Here is a 20,034-nt window from a genome sequence, read left to right as displayed (position 1 = left end):
GGCGCCCTGTGCGGACCGTCCACCGCCCCGCCCCGCAGCCGCGGGGCGGGGCGGTGGGCCGTACGGACGCGGGTGGCTCGGGGGGCCGCCCCGGGAGGGTGAACCATCGAACACGTTGTGCATGCAGAAACGTTTCTTCAGAGCGGGTCGCTCCTACGTTGGCCGCGGATGCCGACAGGACAGGCATCCGTGGACCCACGAGAAACGGATCCCCCATGCGTCTACGCACCACAGCCACCGTGCTGCTCGCGAGCCTCGCGCTCGTGCTGCCCACCGCCGGCCAGTCGATGGCCGGCGACCGGCACGACCGCGACTCGCTCGGCGAGCTGTACTACCGGTACGCCGATGAGGAGGGCGACGTACACAGCCGGTCGATCGAACCGGCCGACAACGACACCTGCTACCAGCTGCCGGGCACGCGCAACCACCCGGCCTTCAAGGTGGTGAACGACACCGGGTCCCTCGCGCTGGTCTTCGGGGACCGCAACTGCGGCGGTGAGCCGCAGGAGGTGCTGGAGCCGGGCGACGAGGCACGGAACCTGAACGTCCGCTCCGTGTACTTCAAGCCGACCGACGGGCACGGCCACCACGGCGGCCGCCACGACGGCGACGACGGCCGCGGCGACGACCGCGGCGACCACTGGGACGGGGACGACCGGTACTGATCGGCCCTCCGCACCACCGACCGACCGCGGGTCGCACCGCGCGCCACACCGGCAGGAGGGCCCGGCACCCCCAGGGGTGCCGGGCCCGCGCACGTCCACCCGCCGGATGCCCCGGGCCCTAGGTCGCCGGCCGCGCCCCGGGCTCCAGCCATCGGACCACGTCCGCCGCCGTATAAGGGGAGGCGTCGGGGGAGAGCCGGGGCAGGAACGACAGGTCCTTGCCGATCGTCACCAACGGGGGCTCGGTCCGCCCGCCCGGCCGGCGCTGCGCGAGGCCGATGGTGGCCAGCAGGCCGTTGCACAGGCACTGCTTGCCCTCGGCGTCCGCGGGATCCCCGCCCTTGCGGACGTACGCGGCCACCGGCTCGGCCGCGCACCGGTACACCAGCCCGCGCCGCCCCCGTACCGGGGTGCGCAGGAACCCCAGGTCGCAGACCCGGCGCCGGGCGGCGGCCACCTCCGGTTCGGACACGGTGCCCGGCAGCCGCGCCACCTTGAACGGGAACGCGGTGGGGGAGGCCCCCGGATCGTTGCGGACCGTCAGGGTGCCGGCGTGCGCCCGGCCCAGGAGTTCCTCGCGCAGGTGCCGGGCCATCCCCGACTCCTCGCACAGCGCGAAGGCGCTGCCGATCTGCACCCCGGCGGCGCCGGCCGCCCGGGCCGCGGCCACCGCCTCCGGGGAGGCCTGGCCGCCCGCGAGCCAGAACGGCAGCCCGAGCCCGGCCATCCGCGCGAGGTCGGGGTGGTCCCGCGGTCCGTAGACGGGTTCGCCCGCCGCGTCCAGGGTCATCGGCCCGCGCGGCGGGGCGCTGTGGCCGCCGGCCCGGCTGGTCTCGATGACGAAGCCATCGGGGCGGGTGGCCTCGTCCCGGGCCAGGTAGGCGGCGAGCACCGGCAGCGAGACGATGGCCAGCACCTCCGGGCGGCGCAGCGGGCCGGGCAGGTGCCCGGCGAGCAGCGCCCGCGGGTCGAAGAGCTGCTCCAGCGGCTCCTCCTGACCCACGACGGAGACCCGGGTCACGCAGGGTTCGCAGCGCGCCAACCGGGTGGCGAGGGTCGGGATCTGACCGGGGACTCCCGCGCCCACGAGCACGTGGTCGACGCCTGCCAGGATCGCGCCGAACATCGCGGGGGCGGTGGCCAGCTGGATCTTCTCCAGGTAGTTGATGCCGATGACACCCTCGTGTCCCTCCTTGGCGAGCCAGACCTCGACGAAGTTGCCGAGGACGGTGAGGACCTCCGCCGGGGCCCCGCCGGCCGCGCGCAGGCGCGGGGTGGTCCGCATCGGGGTGCGGTCGTCGGGCAGGCCCTCCTCACGGAACCAGCAGTCGAGGGCGATCTGCGCGAGCTCGGGCAACGGGAAGGCGGCCAGGGCGCGGCGGGCGTGACCGCCCGGGTCGCCGGTCTGCAGGACGCGGGCCAGTACGACGTCCAGCGCGGTGCCGGACACCACGCCCAACTGCCCGGTCACGGACACCGCACGGGCGAGCCGCCAGCCGGAGACGCCGACGCCCATGCCGCCCTGGATCAGCCAGGGGCGCTGCGCGGGGGGAGCGTTCGTGGGGCTCTGGGGCATGGCGCACGTCCTCGGATCACTCGAACCTACGGTTCCGTAGGTTCGTCGGACTCCACCATCCCCCCGCCCCCGGGCCCGCCGGCAGCGGGCGAAGGTCCCGCTCCCGGGGGCAGCAGGTCCCGGTCCCGGGGGCCGGCGGACCCGTCACCCCGGGTCGTGCGCGGACCCGGTGGCCCGCCGTCGGGCGGCCGTCCGGGGGCCGGCGAACTCGGGCCGGCCGTGAAGGCGCTGCCGCCGCTGGTCGAGGAGCGGCCGGCGGCGCCGGGCCGGGGAGCGCCGGGCGGACGCGGCCGCCGCCGTCCGGCGCGTCACGGGCCGCCCGGCGGACACGGCCCCGGTGATCGCCCGTCAACCCGTCGGCCGAGGCACCCCGCCGACGCCGTCGCCCGGACGTGGAACAGGGCCGCCCGGGGAGGTCTGCTCCCGGGCGGCCCCGTGATCTTGCGGTTCAGCCGTGGTTCACCTCAGGACCCGGTGGGTCAGAAGGTGAGTTTCCAGCTGTCGATCTTGCCGACGTCGGCGGACGCGAGGTCCGCGACACGGAGCTTCCAGACACCCTGGGCCACCTCGGAGGAGGCGTTCACGGTGAACTGCTGGACGATGTTGTCCGCGCTGCCGCCGGTGCGGTTGCGCAGGTTGTAGACGGAACCGTCGGGGGCGACCAGGTCGACCTTCAGGTCACCGACGTAGGTGTGGAGGATGTTGACGTCCACCTTGAGGGCGCTGGAGGCGTTCCCCGTACGGTTCACCGTGATCGGCGACTCGACCGTGGAGTTGTCCGCGATCGCGTAGTCGGTCGTGTTCTCGAACACGCTCGGCTGCGTGGTGCCGACGGTCCAGGTGAAGGCCGCCGTACCGGTCTTGGCCTGCGAGTCGGTCACCGTGACGGTCACGTTGGACGTGCCCGCCGTGGAGGCCGTGCCCGAGATCAGGCCGGTGGAGGAGTTGATCGACAGACCGGCCGGCAGGCCGGACGCCGCGTAGCTCAGCGCACCCGGGTTCGTGCTGTTCGCCTGGATCTGCAGGCTCACCGCGCTGCCCGTGACGGTGTTCTGGTTGCCGGGGTTGGTGACCGTCACGCCGTTGGCGATGCGGGCACCGACGGCGATGCCGGCCCAGGCGTTGGCCACGTTGTTGTACGTGGTCGAGCCCTGGCCGTACAGGTCGGCGGCGGCCTGGAGGGTGGCGGTGCGGGCGGCGGCGTAGTTCGTGTTCGACTTGAAGTAGCCGACCGTCAGCGCGCGGAACCAGATCTTCGAGGCGGCGTCACGGCCGATCGCGGTGACGGGCAGGCCGTCGGCGGTCGGGGAGTCGTAGCTGACGCCGTTGACGACCTTGGCGCCCGAACCCTCGGAGGCCAGGTAGTACCAGTGGTTGGCCGGACCCGAGGAGTAGTGGACGTCGATGCCGCCCAGACCCGAGTACCAGGAGTCCTTGGACGAGCCGTCCTTGCTCGGCTTGTCCATGTAACGCAGCGGGGTGCCGTTGCCGCGGATGTCGATCTTCTCGCCGACCAGGTAGTCGCCGACGTCCTGCGGGTTGTTGGCGTAGAACTCGACGGCCGCCGCGAAGATGTCGGAGGTCGCCTCGTTCAGGCCGCCGGGCTCACCGCTGTAGGTCATGTTGCCGGTGACCGAGGTGAGGCCGTGCGTCATCTCGTGCGCCGCGACGTCGGTGGAGGTGAGCGGCTTGGCGTTGCCGTCACCGTCGCCGTACGTCATGCAGAAGCAGGAGTCGTCCCAGAACGCGTTCACGTAGTTGTTGCCGTAGTGGACCCGGCTGTACGGCGAGATGCCGTCGTTGCGCAGGCCGTTGCGGCCGTGGACGTTCTTGTAGTAGTCCCACGTCACCTGGGCGCCGTAGTGCGCGTCGGCGGCCGCGGTCTCCAGGTTGGAGGCGGCGCCGTTGCCCCAGACGTCGTCCGGACCCGAGAAGAGGGTGCCGGTGCCCGACGAGCCGCGGTTGAGGTTGTACGTCTTGTGGTTGCCGCGGGCGGCGTCGGTCAGCGTCCAGTTGCTGCCCGACTGCGAGGACCCGAGCGTCACCTGACCGCTGTACATGGTGTTGCCGGTGCCGGTCTCGACGGCCTGCCACTCGGTGATCTTGGCGCCGGTCCTGGCGTTGGTCACCACGTGCAGTTCGTTCGGGGTGCCGTCGTGCTGGAGGCCGCCGACGACGGTCTCGAACGCGAGGACCGGGGCGCCCTCGGCCGCCCAGATCACCTTGCGGGCGTTCTTGGAGGCCTTGGCCTCCTTCGAGCCCTCGGCGTTGGCGGCGGAGACGGCCTGGCTCTCGGCGGCGGCCGGCGTGACCGAGGCGGTGGTGTCCGCGACCTTGATCTCGTGGTTGGTCGCCTTGGTGACGCCCTTGGTGACACCGCCCTTGGCATGGACGGTGAGGTCACCACCGAGCACGGGCAGACCGTCGTAGGTCCGCTCGTACGAGGTGTGCGTGGTGCCGTCCGCGTCCTTGACGACGTCGCGGACGACCAGCTTCTCGCCGGAGCCGAGGCCCAGGGCCTTGGCCGCCTGCACGGTGGTGGAGTTGGCCTCGGCAAGGAGCGTCGCACGCTCCGAAGCGCTGAGTTTGAGGTTGGCCGCGCCCGGGTTGGGCTGGGCTGCCGCACTGGCCTGCGACGCGGTGGCGTCGGCGGTGGCACTGCCGGCCTGTATGCCTACGGCGAGCAGTGCTGCCGCGGCGACGAGCGCTCCGGCCGCGGTGGCACGCCTCTGGGGGGTGGGACTCAACGCAGACTCCTTCTGCAAGGGGGGTTCCGGACGGCTGGGTAGGGCCTCCGGGCAGATCAGGGCTGGTGCGATGAACGGTCGAAGAGTGCCATCTGTGGGCCGTGATGTCAGGGCCGCGTCAAAAGGTTGGCTGGAAACGGTCCGTTGTCCGAAGATACGTATCCGGTATCCGAACCATTCACCTTCGCGTGCGAAAGGGGTGTCCCATATGCGGAGTGGTTGATACCGGTTTCTAACACTTGGGCAACGAGCGCTCGCGTTAACGCAAACGGCATTTACCGTACGGGTGTTTGTCGTACTGTTTGCCGGTGCGACAGTCGCTCGTTGCCAGGGGAAGCCGCGGGCACGCGCCATCGTCATAGACCACGTGCCAGGGGGGCCCATGAGGCATGTCCATTTTCCTGCGCAAAGGGTGGCCAGAGCAGTCTCCGAGTCGGAGGGGCCGGCGAAAGCCCCGGCGCGGCGGCTCGGTGACAAGGCCCGCTGGTACCTGCCCGCAGCCGTCACGGCCGACTTCGTCGGCGCCGCCGTGCCCGTCGGCCTCGTGTTCGAGGCCGCGCAGCAGGCCCGGCCCGTCTATTGCGCCGTCGGCGCGGCCCTGGCGTGGACCGGCGTGCAGGCGCTGAGGCGCCGTTACACCTCGCGCGTGCTCGGAGAATCCCGCGGCGTCCTGCCCGTCCTCCATGACTGGCTGATTCTCATCGGGGTCCTGGCCGTCGCACGCGTGGTGACGGGCGAGAGCACCCCCCGACTGGCGGCCCTCGGGGCGCTGCTGCCGGCGCTGCTCATCACCGTCGCCTGCCACAAGCTCACCTACCGCCACCTCTCGGCGGCCCGCCGCGAGGCGCACGCCGTCAGCCGGGTCCTGGTCGTCGGGGAGCCCGAGGCGGCCGAGCACGTCATCGCCCACCTCGCCGCGCGCACCGACCACCCGTACGTCGTCGTCGGCGTGGTTCCCGTCGGCGCCGGGGCCCTGACCAGCGGAACGCCCATCGCCGCACGGCTCGACGACGGGATGCCCGAGGCGTCGAACGCCGACTCCGTCGCCGTCCTCGGCGCCGTCCGCAGCCACCAGGCCGACCTCGTGCTCGTCGCGCCCGGCGTGCGGATCGGGGGGGAGCGGCTGCGCCGCGTGGCGTGGGCCCTGCACGACGAGGGCCTCGAACTCGCGGTGTTCCCGGGACTGGTCGAGATATCCGTCAAGCGGCTGGAAACCCTGTCCGCCGGCGGACTCGCCGTGCTGCGCATCGCGCCACCCGTGCGCCGCGGCGTGCAACCCCTGCTCAAGTCGGCGCTGGACCGCATCGGCGCCGGGGTCGGCCTGATCCTGCTGTCGCCGATGTTCCTCGGCGTCGTGCTGGCGATCCGGCTGGGCTCGCGCGGCCCCGCCTTCTACAGCCAGCACCGCATCGGCCGCGACGGCGAGCCCTTCGTCATGTGGAAGTTCCGCACGATGGTGGTGGACGCCGACCAGCTGAAGGCGAAGCTCTCCGGGGCCAACGAGAACGACGGCCTGATGTTCAAGATGCGCCGCGACCCCCGGGTGACCCGGGTGGGTCGGGTGCTGCGCCGCACCTCCATGGACGAACTGCCCCAGCTGCTGAACGTGCTGACCGGCAGCATGTCACTGGTGGGCCCGCGCCCGCCGCTGCCCGAGGAGGTGGCGGAGTACGACGAGGTCGAGCTGCGCAGGCTCTCGGTGAGGCCCGGGATGACCGGGCTGTGGCAGATCAGCGGACGCTCCGACCTGTCCTGGGACGAAACGATTCAGCTGGATCTCCAGTACGTCGACAACTGGTCCTTCACCAGCGATGTCGACGTGATGGGCCGTACCCTCCGCGCCGTCGTCGACGGTCGCGGAGCGTACTGAGGGCCGCGGTGGAGTCAGCTCTGGTCGAGCCACCAGCGGTAGGTGGCGGCGATGCCGTCCCGCAGCGGGATGCCGGGCTTCCAGCCCAGCGAGGTGAGGCGGCCGACGTCCAGCAGCTTGCGCGGCGTTCCGTCGGGCTTCGAGGTGTCCCAGGCGAGCGTGCCCCGGAAGCCGGTCACCTCGGCGACCGTCTCGGCGAGGGCCTTGATCGTCAGGTCCTCGCCGCAGCCGATGTTGACGGGCTCGTCGCCGTCGTAGCGCTCCAACAGCACCGCGCAGGCCGCCGCGAGGTCGTCGACGTGGAGGAACTCGCGGCGCGGGGTGCCCGATCCCCACAGCGTGACCTCCTCGCGCCCCTCGGCCGCGGCCTCGTGGAAGCGGCGGATCAGCGCGGGCAGGACGTGCGAGGTCTCCAGGTCGAAGTTGTCGCCCGGACCGTAGAGGTTCGTCGGCATGGCCGAGATGTACGAGGCCCCGTACTGCTTGCGGTACGACTGGACCTGCACGATGCCGGCGATCTTGGCCAGGGCGTACGCCTCGTTCGTGGGCTCCAGCGGACCGGTCAGCAGCGCGTCCTCGCTGATCGGCTGCGGGGCCAGCTTCGGGTAGATGCAGGACGACCCGAGGAACAGCAGGCGTCCGACGCCGGCCGCGTGCGACCCGGCGATGACGCTGAGCTGGATCTTGAGGTTGTCCTCCAGGAACTGCACCGGGTAGGTGCTGTTGGCCATGATGCCGCCGACCTTGGCGGCGGCCAGCACGACCGCGTCCGGGCGTACGTCCCTGAGGTGGGCCTCGGTCGCCGCGGCGTCGCGCAGGTCGAGGTCGGCCCGGCCCCGGGTGAGCACCTCGTGGCCGTCGGCGGTCAGCCGACGCACGACCGCGGAACCGACGAGGCCGCGGTGGCCGGCGACGAAGACGCGGGCGTGCGGGGGCAGGAGCGGCAGCGAACTTGTCATACCGCCGATGATGCCAGTCCGCCGCCGCGCGTCCGCCCGCGGTCCGCAACCGGCAGCGCGGCGGCGGACGCGCGGGCCCGTACGCGGCCCCCCTCCACGGGGGCGGCGCCCGCCGCACCGGCCGGGGGCGGAATCCGCCGCAAAGCCCGCCGCAACGGACGTGTACGGTACCCATCCGGCCCCGGGCCGCGGCCCGAACGCTCGGTGCGCCCCCTGCCGGGGCTCGACCCGCGCACATCCCGAGGCACCGCCTCACCACGACGAACAGCAACCACCACCAGGGGGACCCCATGGGCAAGACCGCGCTGATCACCGGCGTCACCGGGCAGGACGGCTCGTACCTCGCAGAGCTGCTGCTCTCCAAGGGCTACACGGTGCACGGGCTCGTGCGGCGCTCGTCCAGCTTCAACACGGAGCGGATCGACCACGTCTACCAGGACCCGCAGACCGCCAACCGGTCCTTCGTCCTGCACCACGCCGACCTGTCCGACGGCGTCGCCCTGGTGAACCTGCTGCGCGACATACGCCCCGACGAGGTCTACAACCTCGGCGCGCAGTCCCACGTCCGCGTCTCCTTCGACGCCCCCCTGTACACCGGTGACGTGACCGGGCTCGGCGCGCTGCGCCTGCTGGAGGCCATCCGGGCCAGCGGCGTGGACACCCGGATCTACCAGGCCTCGTCCTCGGAGATGTTCGGCGCGACCCCGCCGCCGCAGAACGAGGGGACCCCGTTCCACCCGCGCAGCCCGTACGGCGCCGCGAAGGTCTTCGCTTACTGGACCACCGTGAACTACCGCGAGGCGTACGACATGTTCGCGGTCAACGGGATCCTCTTCAACCACGAGTCCCCGCGCCGCGGCGAGACCTTCGTGACCCGCAAGATCACCCGCGCCGTCGCCCGCATCAAGGCCGGTCTCCAGGACCACCTCTACCTGGGCAACCTCGACGCCGTCCGCGACTGGGGCTACGCCCCCGAGTACGTCGACGCGATGTGGCGGATGCTCCAGGAGGACGAGCCGACCGACTACGTGGTGGCCACCGGAGTCGCCGCCACCGTCCGCGAGTTCGTCGAGTCCTCCTTCACGCACGCCGGCCTCGACTGGAACGAGCACGTGCGCTACGACTCCAAGTACGAGCGCCCCAGCGAGGTCGACGCCCTCATCGGCGACGCCTCCAAGGCGCGGGAGATCCTCGGCTGGAAGCCGTCGGTCCTGGTGCCCGAATTGGCCCGGATCATGGTGGACGCCGATATCCGTCAGGTCGAGGACCAGCTGGCGGGCGCGACGGTCCGCATCGACCGCTGAGGGCTTATATTGCCCCTACGATTTGCCGTGTCCCGGTCATTGCCGCGCCATTTCGCGGCCTGACCGGGGCAAACCTGCCGTATGTCCGAAGTGCACCCTCCTCGTGAACCTTGTTGATTCCAAGTTGGTATGCAATGGGTCAAGTGAGGTGACCGGGCCCTCGCGTGAGCCCTAGTCTGCGCCAGTACATATGGCTGTTCGGATAATTTCAGCCATCAAACCGGGCTTTTGCCCTGGGGGGCTCATGCGTAGATCCAGAGGGCTGACTGCTGCCCTCGTCCTGTCACTGGCCGGCGCCGGCGCCGGCATCGGCCTGGTGCTGATGCCCGAGGCGTCGGCCATCACGCCGCCGGTGGCATTCACGGCCGACGAACTGCCCACCTGGCAGCCGAACGGCATCGTCTTTGCGATGGACCAGGCGAACGGAACCGTTTTCGCCGGCGGCACCTTCTCGGCGGTCAGCCCGCCGGTGGGAGCCGGTAGCGGCACCGAGCAGGAAGCTGTGAACTTCGTGGCGCTGGACGCCGCCACGGGCAACCCGACCTCCTGCAAGCTGGCCTTCACGGTCGGCGAGGGCACCGCCACCGTGCGGGCCCTGGTCGTCTCGAAGGACAAGAAGACCCTGTACGCGGGCGGCTACTTCGGCGCCGTCAACGGCACCCCGGTCTCCAGCGTCGCGGCGATCGACATCGAGACCTGCACCCCCAAGGCATCGTTCCACCCGAGCTTCCCCGCCACCGTGCGCGCGCTCGCCGTCACGGACGACACGCTGTACGCGGGCGGCGACTTCAACACCGTCGAGGGCCAGACCCGCGAGCGGTTCGCCGCGGTCGACGCCTCCTCCGGTGCGCTGAAGCCCTTCGTCGCCAACGCCGACGAGCCGGGCCGCGCCATCGAGATCAGCAACGACGGCAAGAACGTCCTGCTCGGCGGCGACTTCTTCTCGGTCAACAACGCGAACTCGCACGCGCTGGCCGTCGTCAACGCCACCACGGGCGCGGTCACCAAGACGTACGGCAACATCCCGTCCAACTCGGTCGTCAAGGACATCTCGGCCGACGAGACGGGCTACTACACGGGCAACGAGGGTTCCGGCGGTGGCGTCTTCGACGGCCGCATCGGTCTGAACCTCGACTTCAGCGAGAAGTGGCGCGACCGCTGCCTCGGCGCGACCCAGTACGTCCTGCCGTACGACGGAGTCCTCTACAGCTCCTCGCACGCACACGACTGCTCCACCGAGCTGGAGTTCCCCGACGGCAAGCGGAACTTCCTGCTGGCCCAGCGGACCAACCACGAAGGCGTCGCCCCCGCGCCGGTGGACGGCTTCGTCCGCGGCCCGCGCAAGCTCGGCTGGCACCCCAACGCCAACGACGGCATCGGCGAGGGCATCGGCCCGCGCGTCATGTCCGTCGCGCAGAAGGGCGACGTCAAGTACATGTGGGTCGGCGGTGAGTTCACGCTCATCAACGGCGAGCCGCAGCAGGGCCTGACCCGCTTCGCCTCCACCGGCGACGTCGGCGCGCCGACCACCCCGGTCGCCAGCGCCGCCAGCGTCAAGCCCGGTGAGGCCCAGGTCCGCTGGCGCACCAGCTACGACCAGGACGACAGCAAGCTGACCTACCGGATCTACCGGAACGGCTCGGGCACCCCGATCGCCACGGTCAACGCCGACTCCCTGGAGTTCGAGCGCCCGCAGGCCTCCTGGAACGACACGACGGTCAAGGCCGGCCAGGCCTACACCTACCGCGTCACCGCCACCGACGCCGCCGGCAACACCAGCGCCCTGTCGGCGAACGTCTCCGTGACGATCCCGACCTCGGTCCAGGCGTACCCGGACAAGGTCCGCAGCGACGGCGCCCAGCTGTACTGGCGCTACGACGACACCGTCAGCCCGTACGTCGCCGACTCCTCCAACGGTGGCAACACCAGCGGCATCCAGGTGAACGCCCCGACGCTGCGCCAGAGCCCCGGCGCCGTCTCCGGCTCCAGCACGGCGATGGGCTTCAACGGCACCAGCCAGCAGGTGTACAGCGACCACCGCCAGTCGGTCGGCTCCACCTACACCATCGAGACGTGGTTCAAGACGAACACCACGCGCGGTGGCAAGCTGATCGGTTTCGGCAACGACACGACCAGCAGCAGCGGCTCGTACGACAAGCACCTCTACATGACCAACACCGGACGTCTGATCTTCGGCGTCTACAACGGGTCGACCCGCACCATCTCCACCGGTCTGTTCGACTCGTACAACGACAACAAGTGGCACCACGTCGTCGGTACGCAGGGCCCCGGCGGCATGACCCTGTACGTCGACGGTCAGAACAAGGGCACGAACAGCGCCACGAACTTCACCCCGTACGCCGGTTACTGGCACGTCGGCGGTGACAACCTCGGAAGCTGGCCGACCCGCCCGACGAGCAACTACTTCGCCGGACAGATCGACGAGACGGCCGTCTACCCGACGGTGCTCACCCAGGCACAGGTCAAGAGCCACTACGACCTGGCCAAGGCGCCCACCGACACGGTCTCCAAGGTCGTCGCGGCCGAGGACACCTACATCAACCAGGGCGCCCCGAACGCCGCCTACGGCACGTCCACCTCGCTCGCGGTGCGCGGCACCTCGGCGTACGAGACGTACCTGCGCTTCACCCTCCCGGCCGCACCGTCCGGGCAGGTCCTGAAGGCCGCCTCGCTCCAGTTCAAGACCAGCTCGCAGGCGGGTGCCGGCACCGCCGACACCGTGTCCGTGGTCCCGGTCACCGGCACCTGGAGCGGCGCGGGCACGACGTTCAACACCAAGCCCACCCTCGGCACCACCCCGCTCGGCAGCATCGCGGGCGTGCCGGACGGCTCGGCCATCCAGAGCGTCGAACTGGACACCGCCGCGGTCTCCGCGGTGCTCGGCACCAGCTCCAGCCTGGGCCTGACGAGCACGGGCACCGACCCGATGTGGCTCTGGTCCTCGGAGTCGACGGCCGCGGACGCCGCCCCGCAGCTGATCCTCACCTTCGGCCCGAAGTAACCGCCGAGCGCGTACGGGGCCCGGTCACCACCGGGCCCCGTACGCCTCTCCACCCCGAGTACCCAGTGAGTACGGGAGCCACCTGATGTACCGACGCTCCGCAGCGGCTGCTGTTCTGCTGGCCGCCGCCCTGACGCTGACCGCCTGCTCCTCGGGCGACGGCAAGGCCGACGCCGAGGCGGCGGTCAAGCCGAAGCCGCCGGCCGCCTCCCCGGTCCCCGACCCGGCCGACGCCTCACCGACGCCCTCCGCGCCGGCCGCGTCGGTGGCGCCCGACGCCAAGCCGACGGGCCCGGTCGTGCCGGACCCGAAGCTCACCCCGAAGACGGGCAGCTTCAAGGACAACGAGAAGAAGTACCTCAGCGGCCGGGTCCCCGCGAAGATGGACCCGGCGGCCGTCCTGCAGACCGGTGAGGAGTCCTGCCAGCGCGTGGAGCGCACCGCGAAGCGGGACAAGGACGCGGCGACCGGGGCCATCATCTCCGGTGAGATCACCGGGGCGAAGGACGCGATCACGCACCTGTGCCCGGAGCAGAAGCCGATCCTGGCCGCCGCGGAGAAGGGCTTCGGCGACGGATCCCGCAACGCGCCCGCGGCGGGCACCTACCGGGCGCTGACCCAGAACGTCGCCTGCACCTGGGAGGCGAAGGGCAAGGACGGCTCGATCCTGGCCTCCGGCCCCGAGACCCCGCCCAAGGCGGGCGACAGGATCACGGCCACGATCCCCGGCGGCACCGCCACGTTCAACTCCACGGGCTGCTACGCCTGGATCCCCGCCTAGTGCTGTGACCGGAAGGGTCCACCGGTCGCGGCGCCCGGCACGGCACCTCGCCGCTTTGTCGGACCACGGAAGTACGTCCAGTACGAGCCGCGGCCCGCCGCCTTGCGACGCACCGCACCGAACACCGCGACCCGGCAAACCTTTCCGGCCACAGCACCAGTCCGTACGGTCCTGGCCTCCCGCACCACCACGAAACGCCGTCGCAGCCACAACACCCGGGCAGCGACGGCGTTTTCGTGCCCGCGTTCGGGGTACCCGCGCGGTCACACGACACAGCGGAGGCGAATCCTATGCGGGGCATCGGCGGTTGCATCGCCCTGATCGTGGTGGGGGCCATCCTCACCTTCGCGAGCGACTGGGAGCTGGAGAGCGTCAACCTCGACCTCGTCGGCCTCATCATGATGGCGGCCGGCTGCGTCGGCCTCGCCGTCTACGCGAGCGTCCTCAAGCGCCGCCGCGCCATGGCGGCCTTCCCGGTGGTCGACAACCACCACCGGGACCCCCTCTAGACCGCCCCCCGGCGCCCCCACGGCGCCCACCGACCCACGCCCCCGACCGGCCGCGATGCGGCCGTCCCGGGGGCCCCTTCGAGCCGCGCGGCCCCCACCGTACCGAGGGGGCCCCGGGGCTCAGGGGTGGAGTGCGCCCTCGTACACCGGCAGGAGGGTGTTCAGGACCGCGTCCATCGAGAAGGAGGCGGCGGCGAGTTCGCGGGACGCGAGGGAGGCCTTGCGGTTGGTCTCCGGGTCCAGGAGGTTCAGGACCGCGCGGGCCACGCCCTCCGGCCCCGGGTCCACGGCGCGGCCCGCGTCGGCCGCCGCGACGTCGCGGGCCAGACCGTTGGAGTGGGTCACCACCGGGGGCACGCCCACCGCGAGGGCCTCCAGCACCGACATCGGGAACGGCTCGTCCACCGACGGCAGGACGTACACGTGCGCCCGGCGCAGCTCGGCGAGCACCTCGGCGCTCGACAGCGCCCCCGGCACGGTGAACCGCTCGCCCAGGCCGAGCGCCTCGATCCGGGCGCGGACGGCCGCGAGTTCGCCCTCGTCGGGGCCCGCCACCACGAACCGCGCGTCCGGGTGGACGGCCAGCACCGCCGGGGCGGCGTCCACGAAGTCCACCGGCCGCTTGCGGGCCTGGAGCCGTGCCGAGTACAGGATCCGCGGCGGGCCCTGCGGGGCGGGCCGCTCCGCCTGCGCCGGGGTGCCGTTGACCAGCCGTACGGCCCGCTCCAGCGGCGATCCGACCACCGCGTCCAGGCCCTCCCGTTCGTGCGGGGTCAGGTACAGCACCGCGTCGGCGCCGCGCAGCAGGCGGCGTACCGCCACCGCGTCCAGCACCTTCGCCAGCGCCTTACCGCTCGGGTCGACCATGCCGTGGGTCTGGAGCACCAGCGGCTTGCCGGCGCGCAGTGCGGCCAGCGCGACCGGCAGGGTCACCAGGTCCCGCGCCAGGTGCACGTGCACCACGTCGGCCTCCCGGACCAGCCGGCCCGCCGACGCCAGCAGGGCCGGCGAGGTCATCCCGCTGAAGCCGAGGGGGAGGATCCGTCGGGCCGGGAACAGTTTGGCCGGAACGCCCTCCACGTCGGTGGGCCACGGCTCGGGGAAACCCTCGCCGAGCGCGAGCAGCCGGGCCTCGTGGCCCCGGGCCCGCAGCCCCTTGGCGAGGTTCAGCGCGACCCGGACCGGCCCGCCGAAGGCGTGCGAGGGAGAGTGCAGGGTGACGGCGTGCAGAACTCTCACTTCGGCTCCTCGACCGGACGGCGCCGGCCGTCCTGGGTCTGCAGGGTCAGTTCCGGCAGGTCCTCGTGCACGACGGCGCCCGCGCCCGCGACCGCGCAGCGGCCCACGGTCACCCCGGCCAGCACGGTCGCCCGTACGGCCACCCACGCGCCGTCCTCGACGGTGATCGGGGCGTTGCGGTAGCGGAAGTCGGCGGCCCGGTGGTCGTGCGAGCCGGTGCACAGCATCGACTCCTGCGACAGGCACACGTTCGCCCCGATGGTCACCGGCTCCAGGTTCAGCAACCAGGCGCCCTCACCGATCCAGGTGTGGTCCCCGACGGTCAGCTTCCACGGCCACAGCACCCGCACCTTGTGCCGGATCAGAACGCCCTCGCCGATCTTCGCCCCGAAGGCCCGCAGCAGGGCCACGCGCCACCGCGCCGGACAGCACCAGGCCATGAACACCGTGTTCATCACGGCGAACCAGAGCGCCTGCGTCAGCAGCCCGCGCCCCTTGTCGTACCCGGCCAGCGTGAAGGCAGGAAGATCACGCAACAGTCGCCCCTCATCGTCCACCCCGACGCGCCTCCCCGGGCGCAGCCCGCTCAGACTAGACTGCGCGCGGATCACGCACAGGGGTGGGGGCAAGAGTGGCTACGGACATGCGCAAGCCCACCGTCACACCCGCACGGCCCCCCGTCGAGGACGAGGCGAAGTGGGGCAGGGTCACCACCCCGCGCACGCTGCTGTCCCGCGCGCTGTCCGTCCCGCTCGCCCTCGGCTTCACCGTCTTCCTGCCGTTCTTCGTCGCCGTCCAGTCCGGCGCCGGCGCCCGCGACGCGGCCTTCTGGCTCCAACTGTTGCTCACCATGTACGCCGGCGCCCGACTCTCGGCGATGGTCCTCACCAGTCGTCGCAAGCTCCTCCAGGGCTCCTTCTGGCTCTTCGTCTACATGGCCATGGGCGTGGCCCCCCTCGCCCAGGCCGTACTCGGCCAGGTACCGACCCCGGTCGTCGGACCGCGCTCGGACCTCACCGTCGCCGTCGGCCTCGTCCTGCTCGGCTGCACCGCCTTCGACGTCGGCGTGCTGCTGGCCCGCCACCGGCCCACCGGCCGCGCGGGCGGCTCCCAGAAGGAACCGCGGCCGGTCATGGCGCACCGCCGCCGGCTCCAGCTGCTGACCGTCCTCGCCTTCCTGTGCAGCGCCGCCTTCATCATGAAGCTGGGCGGCCCGAGCGTGTTCTTCTCCAGCCGGCAGGAGATCATCGCCGGCATCGAGGAGGCGGGCGTATCCAACGGCGACGGCCAGGCCGGCCAGGCCCTGCTGCGCGGCTTCGGCACCGTGCCGGCGCTGCTCGCGCTGCTGCTGTACACGCGCTGGCTCATCACCTCGAAGTTCGCCCGCCGCAAGGTGTCGGTCATCGTGACCTGGGCCGCGCTCGCCGGGCTGAACCTGATCGTCAACAACCCGATCTCCAACCCGCGGTACTGGTTCCTCACCGTCATGTTCGCGTTGCTGTTCACCGTCTTCCCGGTGAGCGCCGCGATGTACCGGGTGGCCCTGTCGATGGCCGTGGTGATCGCCCTCCTGGTGTTCCCGTTCGCGGACCGCTTCCGCTACGACGAGAAGAACTACAAGCCGGTCGAGACGACGTCGTTCCTGGAGCCGATGGCGCTCAAGGACTACGACCAGATCGGCATGTTCGCCAACACCATCACCTACTCCAACTCCGGGCCCGGCCACTTCTACGGCCGCCAGCTCGCCGGATCGATCTTCTTCGCCGTGCCGCGCTCGATGTGGCCGGGCAAGCCGCGCGACACGGGCGTGATGGTCGGTACCTGGATGGGCACCGTCAACACCAACCTCTCCTCCCCGATCTGGGCGGAGCTGTGGATCGACTTCGGCCCGCTCGGCATGGGCGCCGGACTGCTCGGCATGGGGTACGCAGCCGCCCGCGTGGACCGCCGCTACGCCAAGCGCGCCACCCGCCGCTCACCCCCGGGCAGCCTGATCTCCGTCGTCGTCCCGCTCGTCGCCGGTTACTCCTTCATCCTGCTGCGCGGCCCGCTGCTCCAGGCCTCGGGCCGGGTCGCCATCGCCGCGCTGTGCCTCGCGCTGGTGGCGACGTACCGTCAGGACGGGGCCACCACCCTGCGCTGACGCGCGCGGGGTTGCCGCCGGGGCATCCCTCCGCAGGGCCCGCCTGCCGGCTCCGCACGGCCGGCTCCGCTCGCCTTGGACGTCCCCTCCGCTCACCCCGCTCCGCTCGCCCGTCGCCCGCGAGCGGAGCTTCGGCATGTCCGGGAGCCGACGTCGGTGACGCCTCCCCGATGGCTGGTTCCAGCCCCGGCGGACGCTTCAGGCCGGGGCCGCTTTCGGCCGGCCGGAACCCCTGGATCGGCCTCCGACCAGCGGACATGATCGTGTCAACGGCCCGCAGGGGCCGGGGAAACACCGGGTGGTGCGGCCGAAAACGCGCACCCCCGGGCACCGCTCCACTGCGCGTCCGCAGCACATCCACGTCATCATCCCGGGGGATCCGCCATGCCTGCTCGCCGTCGAACCACCGCGCTCGCCTCGCTCACCGCCACCGTCGCCATCGGCGCGTCCGTCGCACTCCCGCTGGGCACCACCTCGGCCTCGGCGGCCAGCGTGGCGACCTGGGACAAGGTCGCCCAGTGCGAGAGCTCGGGCAACTGGAGCATCAACAACGGCAACGGGTACTACGGCGGCCTCCAGTTCTCCGCGTCGACCTGGCGGGCCTTCGGCGGCACGGCGTACGCCGCGTACGCACACCAGGCCACCAAGAAGCAGCAGATCCTGATAGCCGAGAAGGTCCTGGCCGTTCAGGGGCCGGGCGCCTGGCCGAGCTGCGGCCGCAGCAGGGGACTCGGCACCGACCACGCGAACCCGTACCCCGACGCCCCCACCCCGCCGGCCCCCGCGCAGTCCTGGAAGGCGCAGGTGCTGGTCGACTCCGGCAACGGCCTGCACCACGCGACGCGCTTCGCCGACGGCACCTGGACCCGCTTCGGCAACGTCGAGGGCGAGGCGGCCGCGGTACCCGGCGGCGTCCGCGCCGTCGCGGAAGCCGGCATCAACGGCGACACGCACGTCCTGGCCGTCAGCAACGAGGGCAGGCTCCACCACACCGTCCGCAACGCGAACGGTTCGTGGGGCACCTTCGGTGATGTCCACGCGGCGGCCGGTGAGTTGGCGAACGTGACGCAGGTGGCGGCGGCTTCGGTGGGTGGGGAGCTTCAGGTGGCGGTGGTGGCGGACGGGAGGGTGTACCACACGGTGCGCCGGGCGGACGGCAACTGGACTCCGCTGGCGGCGGTGGGTAACCCGGCGGGTGACAAGCCGGTGACGAAGGTGGCGATGGCCCGTACGGGCTCGGACGTGCAGCTCGTGGCGGTGGCCGACGGGGTCCTGCACCACACGGCGCGGTTGGCGAACGGAACGTGGCTGGGTTGGGGTGACGTGTCCGCGGAGGGTGCTCCGGCCGCCATCGCGGACGTCGCGATCGCCGGTACGGGCAATGACCTCCAGGTGGTTCTGACGGTCGAGAACGGTGCGAAGCAGTACCACGGTGTTCGCTTCTTCAGTGGTGAGTGGGTGTTCAACTCGCTGTCCCCGGTGGTGTCCGGTGTGACCGTGACGGACGTGTCCGCGGCCGCCGTCAACGACGAGCTCCAGGTGGCGTTCGTGGCCGCGGACGGGCGGGTCCTGCACACGGTCCGTCAGGTCAGCGGCAACTGGACCGGCGTCGGCTCCGTCGACCTGACCGGTGTTCCCGCCGCCCGCGACGGCGTCGCCCTCACCGGCACCTTCAACTGACCCGCGCCGACCCGCGCCGCGCCCCCCACCCCGAACTTTCGAGGAATCCTCATGTCTCTCGCCTTCTCCCGCCGCGTCCTGACCTCCGCCACCGGCCTGGCCCTGGCCGCCTCCGGTCTGGTCGCCTTCGCGGCCACGCCCTCGCACGCGGCGGGCCCCGCCTACCAGATGCCCTTCAGCTGCCAGCAGTCCTGGCTGGGCAAGACGTACGGCGGCCACAGCCCCTCCACCCTCTCCATCGACTGGACGCGGGGCTCCTCGACGGAGAACCAGCCGGTCCTCGCCAGCGCCGACGGCACCGTCAGCGTCGTGAAGTCCCTCACCACCAGCTACGGCAAGTACGTGGTCATCGACCACGGCGGCGGCTCCAAGACGCTGTACGCCCACCTGAACGACCACGACGTCACCGTCGGACAGCGCGTCACCCGAGGCCAGAAGATCGGCATCGTCGGCAACACCGGCAACTCCACCGGGGCCCACCTGCACTACGAGCAGCAGTACCAGGGGACGGTCAAGCAATCCGTCTTCAACGGCGTCCCGTTCAGCATGGGTTCGACGCTCAGCAGCAAGAACTGCGGCGAAGTGGAGACGCCACCCGCGCCGACCCGCCAGTGGCGGGCCCAGTTCGCGGTGGAGGCGGGCGGGGGGCTGTTCCACGGCGTCCGCAACCCGAACGGGACCTGGTCGAAATTCGGGAACGTCCAGAACGAGGGCGGCGACGTCCCCTCGGGCGTGCGGACCACCGCCGAGGCCGGCATCGACGGGGACACCCATCTGGTCGCCGTCAGCAACGAGGGCAAGCTCTACCACACCGTCCGCTTCGCCGACGGTTCGTGGGGAGGCTTCGGTGACGTGAACGCGGCGGCCGGTCAGTTGGCGAACGTGACGCAGGTGGCGGCCGCTTCGGTGGGTGCGGAGCTGCAGGTGGCGGTGGTGGCGGACGGGAAGGTGCACCACACGGTGCGCCGGGCGGACGGCAACTGGACTCCGCTGGCGGCGGTGGGTAACCCGGCGGGTGACAAGCCGGTGACGAAGGTGGCGATGGCCCGTACGGGCTCGGACGTGCAGCTCGTGGCGGTGGCCGACGGGGTCCTGCACCACACGGCGCGGTTGGCGAACGGAACGTGGCTGGGTTGGGGTGACGTGTCCGCGGAGGGTGCTCCGGCCGCCATCGCGGACGTCGCGATCGCCGGTACGGGCAATGACCTCCAGCTCATTCTGACGGCCGAGAACGGTGCGAAGCAGTACCACGGTGCTCGCTTCTTCAGCGGTGAGTGGGTGTTCAACTCCCTCTCCTCGGTGGTGTCCGGAGTGACGGTCACCGATGTCGCGGCGGCCGCCGTCAACGACGAGCTCCAGGTGGCGTTCGTGGCCGCGGACGGGCGGGTCCTGCACACGGTCCGTCAGGTCAGCGGCAACTGGACCGGCGTCGGCTCCGTCGACCTGACCGGCGTCACGGGCACCCGTACCGGCGTCTCGATCACCGGCACCTACAACTGACCCGGCACGGGCCGCTCCTCCCCCTCACCCGACTTCTTC

The 20,034-nt window shown here is 71.5% G+C and carries 14 protein-coding genes; 9 read left to right on the top strand and 5 right to left on the bottom strand.

Annotated elements, in window-relative coordinates:
- Nucleotides 1-215: 215 nt before the first annotated feature.
- On the top strand, nucleotides 216-665 hold the full coding sequence (locus ACZ4XJ_RS20265) for a hypothetical protein (protein WP_362876898.1): 450 nt from the start codon (nucleotides 216-218) through the stop codon (nucleotides 663-665).
- A gap of 118 nt (nucleotides 666-783) precedes the next feature.
- On the opposite strand, the gene ACZ4XJ_RS20260 is transcribed toward ACZ4XJ_RS20265, so the two are convergent.
- Together ACZ4XJ_RS20260 and ACZ4XJ_RS20255 are read right to left on the bottom strand one after the other, a co-directional pair.
- A complete protein-coding gene (locus tag ACZ4XJ_RS20260) occupies nucleotides 784-2,241 on the bottom strand; it encodes a nitronate monooxygenase (protein WP_468496924.1) in 1,458 nt (485 codons plus the stop codon).
- A 479-nt stretch (nucleotides 2,242-2,720) separates the two neighbouring features.
- Nucleotides 2,721-4,988: a M4 family metallopeptidase gene (locus ACZ4XJ_RS20255; RefSeq protein ID WP_362876896.1), complete on the bottom strand. Its 2,268-nt coding sequence runs from the start codon at nucleotides 4,986-4,988 to the stop codon at nucleotides 2,721-2,723.
- A gap of 382 nt (nucleotides 4,989-5,370) precedes the next feature.
- On the opposite strand from ACZ4XJ_RS20255, the gene ACZ4XJ_RS20250 reads away from it, so the two are divergent.
- On the top strand, nucleotides 5,371-6,858 hold the full coding sequence (locus ACZ4XJ_RS20250; protein ID WP_362876895.1) for a sugar transferase: 1,488 nt from the start codon (nucleotides 5,371-5,373) through the stop codon (nucleotides 6,856-6,858).
- 14 nt (nucleotides 6,859-6,872) lie between these two features.
- Here ACZ4XJ_RS20250 and ACZ4XJ_RS20245 read toward each other — a convergent pair whose 3' ends face one another.
- Entirely contained in the window at nucleotides 6,873-7,817 is a 945-nt protein-coding gene (locus tag ACZ4XJ_RS20245) for a GDP-L-fucose synthase family protein (RefSeq protein WP_362876894.1), read from the bottom strand.
- Between the two features lie 290 nt (nucleotides 7,818-8,107).
- On the opposite strand from ACZ4XJ_RS20245, the gene gmd reads away from it, so the two are divergent.
- The 4 genes from gmd (at nucleotide 8,108) to ACZ4XJ_RS20225 (ending at nucleotide 13,433) form a co-directional block, all read left to right on the top strand.
- On the top strand, nucleotides 8,108-9,121 hold the full coding sequence (gene gmd / locus ACZ4XJ_RS20240) for a GDP-mannose 4,6-dehydratase (protein ID WP_362876893.1): 1,014 nt from the start codon (nucleotides 8,108-8,110) through the stop codon (nucleotides 9,119-9,121).
- A 244-nt stretch (nucleotides 9,122-9,365) separates the two neighbouring features.
- On the top strand, nucleotides 9,366-12,143 hold the full coding sequence (locus tag ACZ4XJ_RS20235) for a CBM96 family carbohydrate-binding protein (RefSeq protein WP_468496923.1): 2,778 nt from the start codon (nucleotides 9,366-9,368) through the stop codon (nucleotides 12,141-12,143).
- An 85-nt stretch (nucleotides 12,144-12,228) separates the two neighbouring features.
- Nucleotides 12,229-12,924 carry a hypothetical protein gene (locus ACZ4XJ_RS20230; RefSeq protein ID WP_362876891.1) on the top strand — a complete coding sequence of 232 codons (696 nt, stop codon included), beginning with the start codon at nucleotides 12,229-12,231 and terminating at the stop codon, nucleotides 12,922-12,924.
- A gap of 290 nt (nucleotides 12,925-13,214) precedes the next feature.
- Nucleotides 13,215-13,433, top strand: coding sequence for a DUF6458 family protein (locus ACZ4XJ_RS20225; RefSeq protein WP_362876890.1), 219 nt, complete (start codon nucleotides 13,215-13,217; stop codon nucleotides 13,431-13,433).
- A gap of 120 nt (nucleotides 13,434-13,553) precedes the next feature.
- Here the strand turns inward: ACZ4XJ_RS20225 and ACZ4XJ_RS20220 are convergent, their stop codons facing one another.
- Together ACZ4XJ_RS20220 and ACZ4XJ_RS20215 are read right to left on the bottom strand one after the other, a co-directional pair.
- Complete coding sequence (locus ACZ4XJ_RS20220; protein WP_468496922.1) at nucleotides 13,554-14,672, bottom strand: glycosyltransferase; 1,119 nt, start codon at nucleotides 14,670-14,672, stop codon at nucleotides 13,554-13,556.
- Complete coding sequence (locus ACZ4XJ_RS20215) at nucleotides 14,669-15,208, bottom strand: WcaF family extracellular polysaccharide biosynthesis acetyltransferase (protein ID WP_362876888.1); 540 nt, start codon at nucleotides 15,206-15,208, stop codon at nucleotides 14,669-14,671. The genes ACZ4XJ_RS20220 and ACZ4XJ_RS20215 overlap by 4 nt, the downstream gene beginning before the upstream one ends.
- 107 nt (nucleotides 15,209-15,315) lie before the next feature.
- Here ACZ4XJ_RS20215 and ACZ4XJ_RS20210 point away from each other — a divergent pair, with 107 nt between their 5' ends.
- The 3 genes from ACZ4XJ_RS20210 to ACZ4XJ_RS20200 all read left to right on the top strand — a co-directional run bounded on the left by ACZ4XJ_RS20210 (nucleotide 15,316) and on the right by ACZ4XJ_RS20200 (nucleotide 19,995).
- Entirely contained in the window at nucleotides 15,316-16,815 is a 1,500-nt protein-coding gene (locus ACZ4XJ_RS20210) for a hypothetical protein (RefSeq protein ID WP_468496921.1), read from the top strand.
- A gap of 384 nt (nucleotides 16,816-17,199) precedes the next feature.
- Nucleotides 17,200-18,495, top strand: a complete 1,296-nt coding sequence (locus tag ACZ4XJ_RS20205) for a transglycosylase family protein (RefSeq protein WP_468496920.1) — start codon at nucleotides 17,200-17,202, stop codon at nucleotides 18,493-18,495.
- 51 nt (nucleotides 18,496-18,546) lie between these two features.
- Nucleotides 18,547-19,995: a peptidoglycan DD-metalloendopeptidase family protein gene (locus tag ACZ4XJ_RS20200; protein ID WP_468496919.1), complete on the top strand. Its 1,449-nt coding sequence runs from the start codon at nucleotides 18,547-18,549 to the stop codon at nucleotides 19,993-19,995.
- Nucleotides 19,996-20,034 lie beyond the last annotated feature (39 nt).

The sequence above is a fragment of the Streptomyces sp. NPDC029836 genome (genome assembly GCF_055574495.1).
The sequence above is the reverse complement of the archived record's forward strand: the minus strand, read 5'-3'. Positions and strand labels throughout refer to the sequence as shown.

Bases quoted from the DNA above. Each gene is read 5' to 3' on its own strand.
- gmd (WP_362876893.1), top strand. From the start codon at position 8,108: ATGGGCAAGACCGCGCTGATCACCGGCGTCACCGGGCAGGACGGCTCG.
- ACZ4XJ_RS20260 (WP_468496924.1), bottom strand. From the start codon at position 2,241: ATGCCCCAGAGCCCCACGAACGCTCCCCCCGCGCAGCGCCCCTGGCTG.
- ACZ4XJ_RS20245 (WP_362876894.1), bottom strand. From the start codon at position 7,817: ATGACAAGTTCGCTGCCGCTCCTGCCCCCGCACGCCCGCGTCTTCGTC.
- ACZ4XJ_RS20225 (WP_362876890.1), top strand. From the start codon at position 13,215: ATGCGGGGCATCGGCGGTTGCATCGCCCTGATCGTGGTGGGGGCCATC.
- ACZ4XJ_RS20210 (WP_468496921.1), top strand. From the start codon at position 15,316: ATGCGCAAGCCCACCGTCACACCCGCACGGCCCCCCGTCGAGGACGAG.
- ACZ4XJ_RS20250 (WP_362876895.1), top strand. From the start codon at position 5,371: ATGAGGCATGTCCATTTTCCTGCGCAAAGGGTGGCCAGAGCAGTCTCC.
- ACZ4XJ_RS20200 (WP_468496919.1), top strand. From the start codon at position 18,547: ATGTCTCTCGCCTTCTCCCGCCGCGTCCTGACCTCCGCCACCGGCCTG.
- ACZ4XJ_RS20265 (WP_362876898.1), top strand. From the start codon at position 216: ATGCGTCTACGCACCACAGCCACCGTGCTGCTCGCGAGCCTCGCGCTC.
- ACZ4XJ_RS20205 (WP_468496920.1), top strand. From the start codon at position 17,200: ATGCCTGCTCGCCGTCGAACCACCGCGCTCGCCTCGCTCACCGCCACC.
- ACZ4XJ_RS20230 (WP_362876891.1), top strand. From the start codon at position 12,229: ATGTACCGACGCTCCGCAGCGGCTGCTGTTCTGCTGGCCGCCGCCCTG.
- ACZ4XJ_RS20235 (WP_468496923.1), top strand. From the start codon at position 9,366: ATGCGTAGATCCAGAGGGCTGACTGCTGCCCTCGTCCTGTCACTGGCC.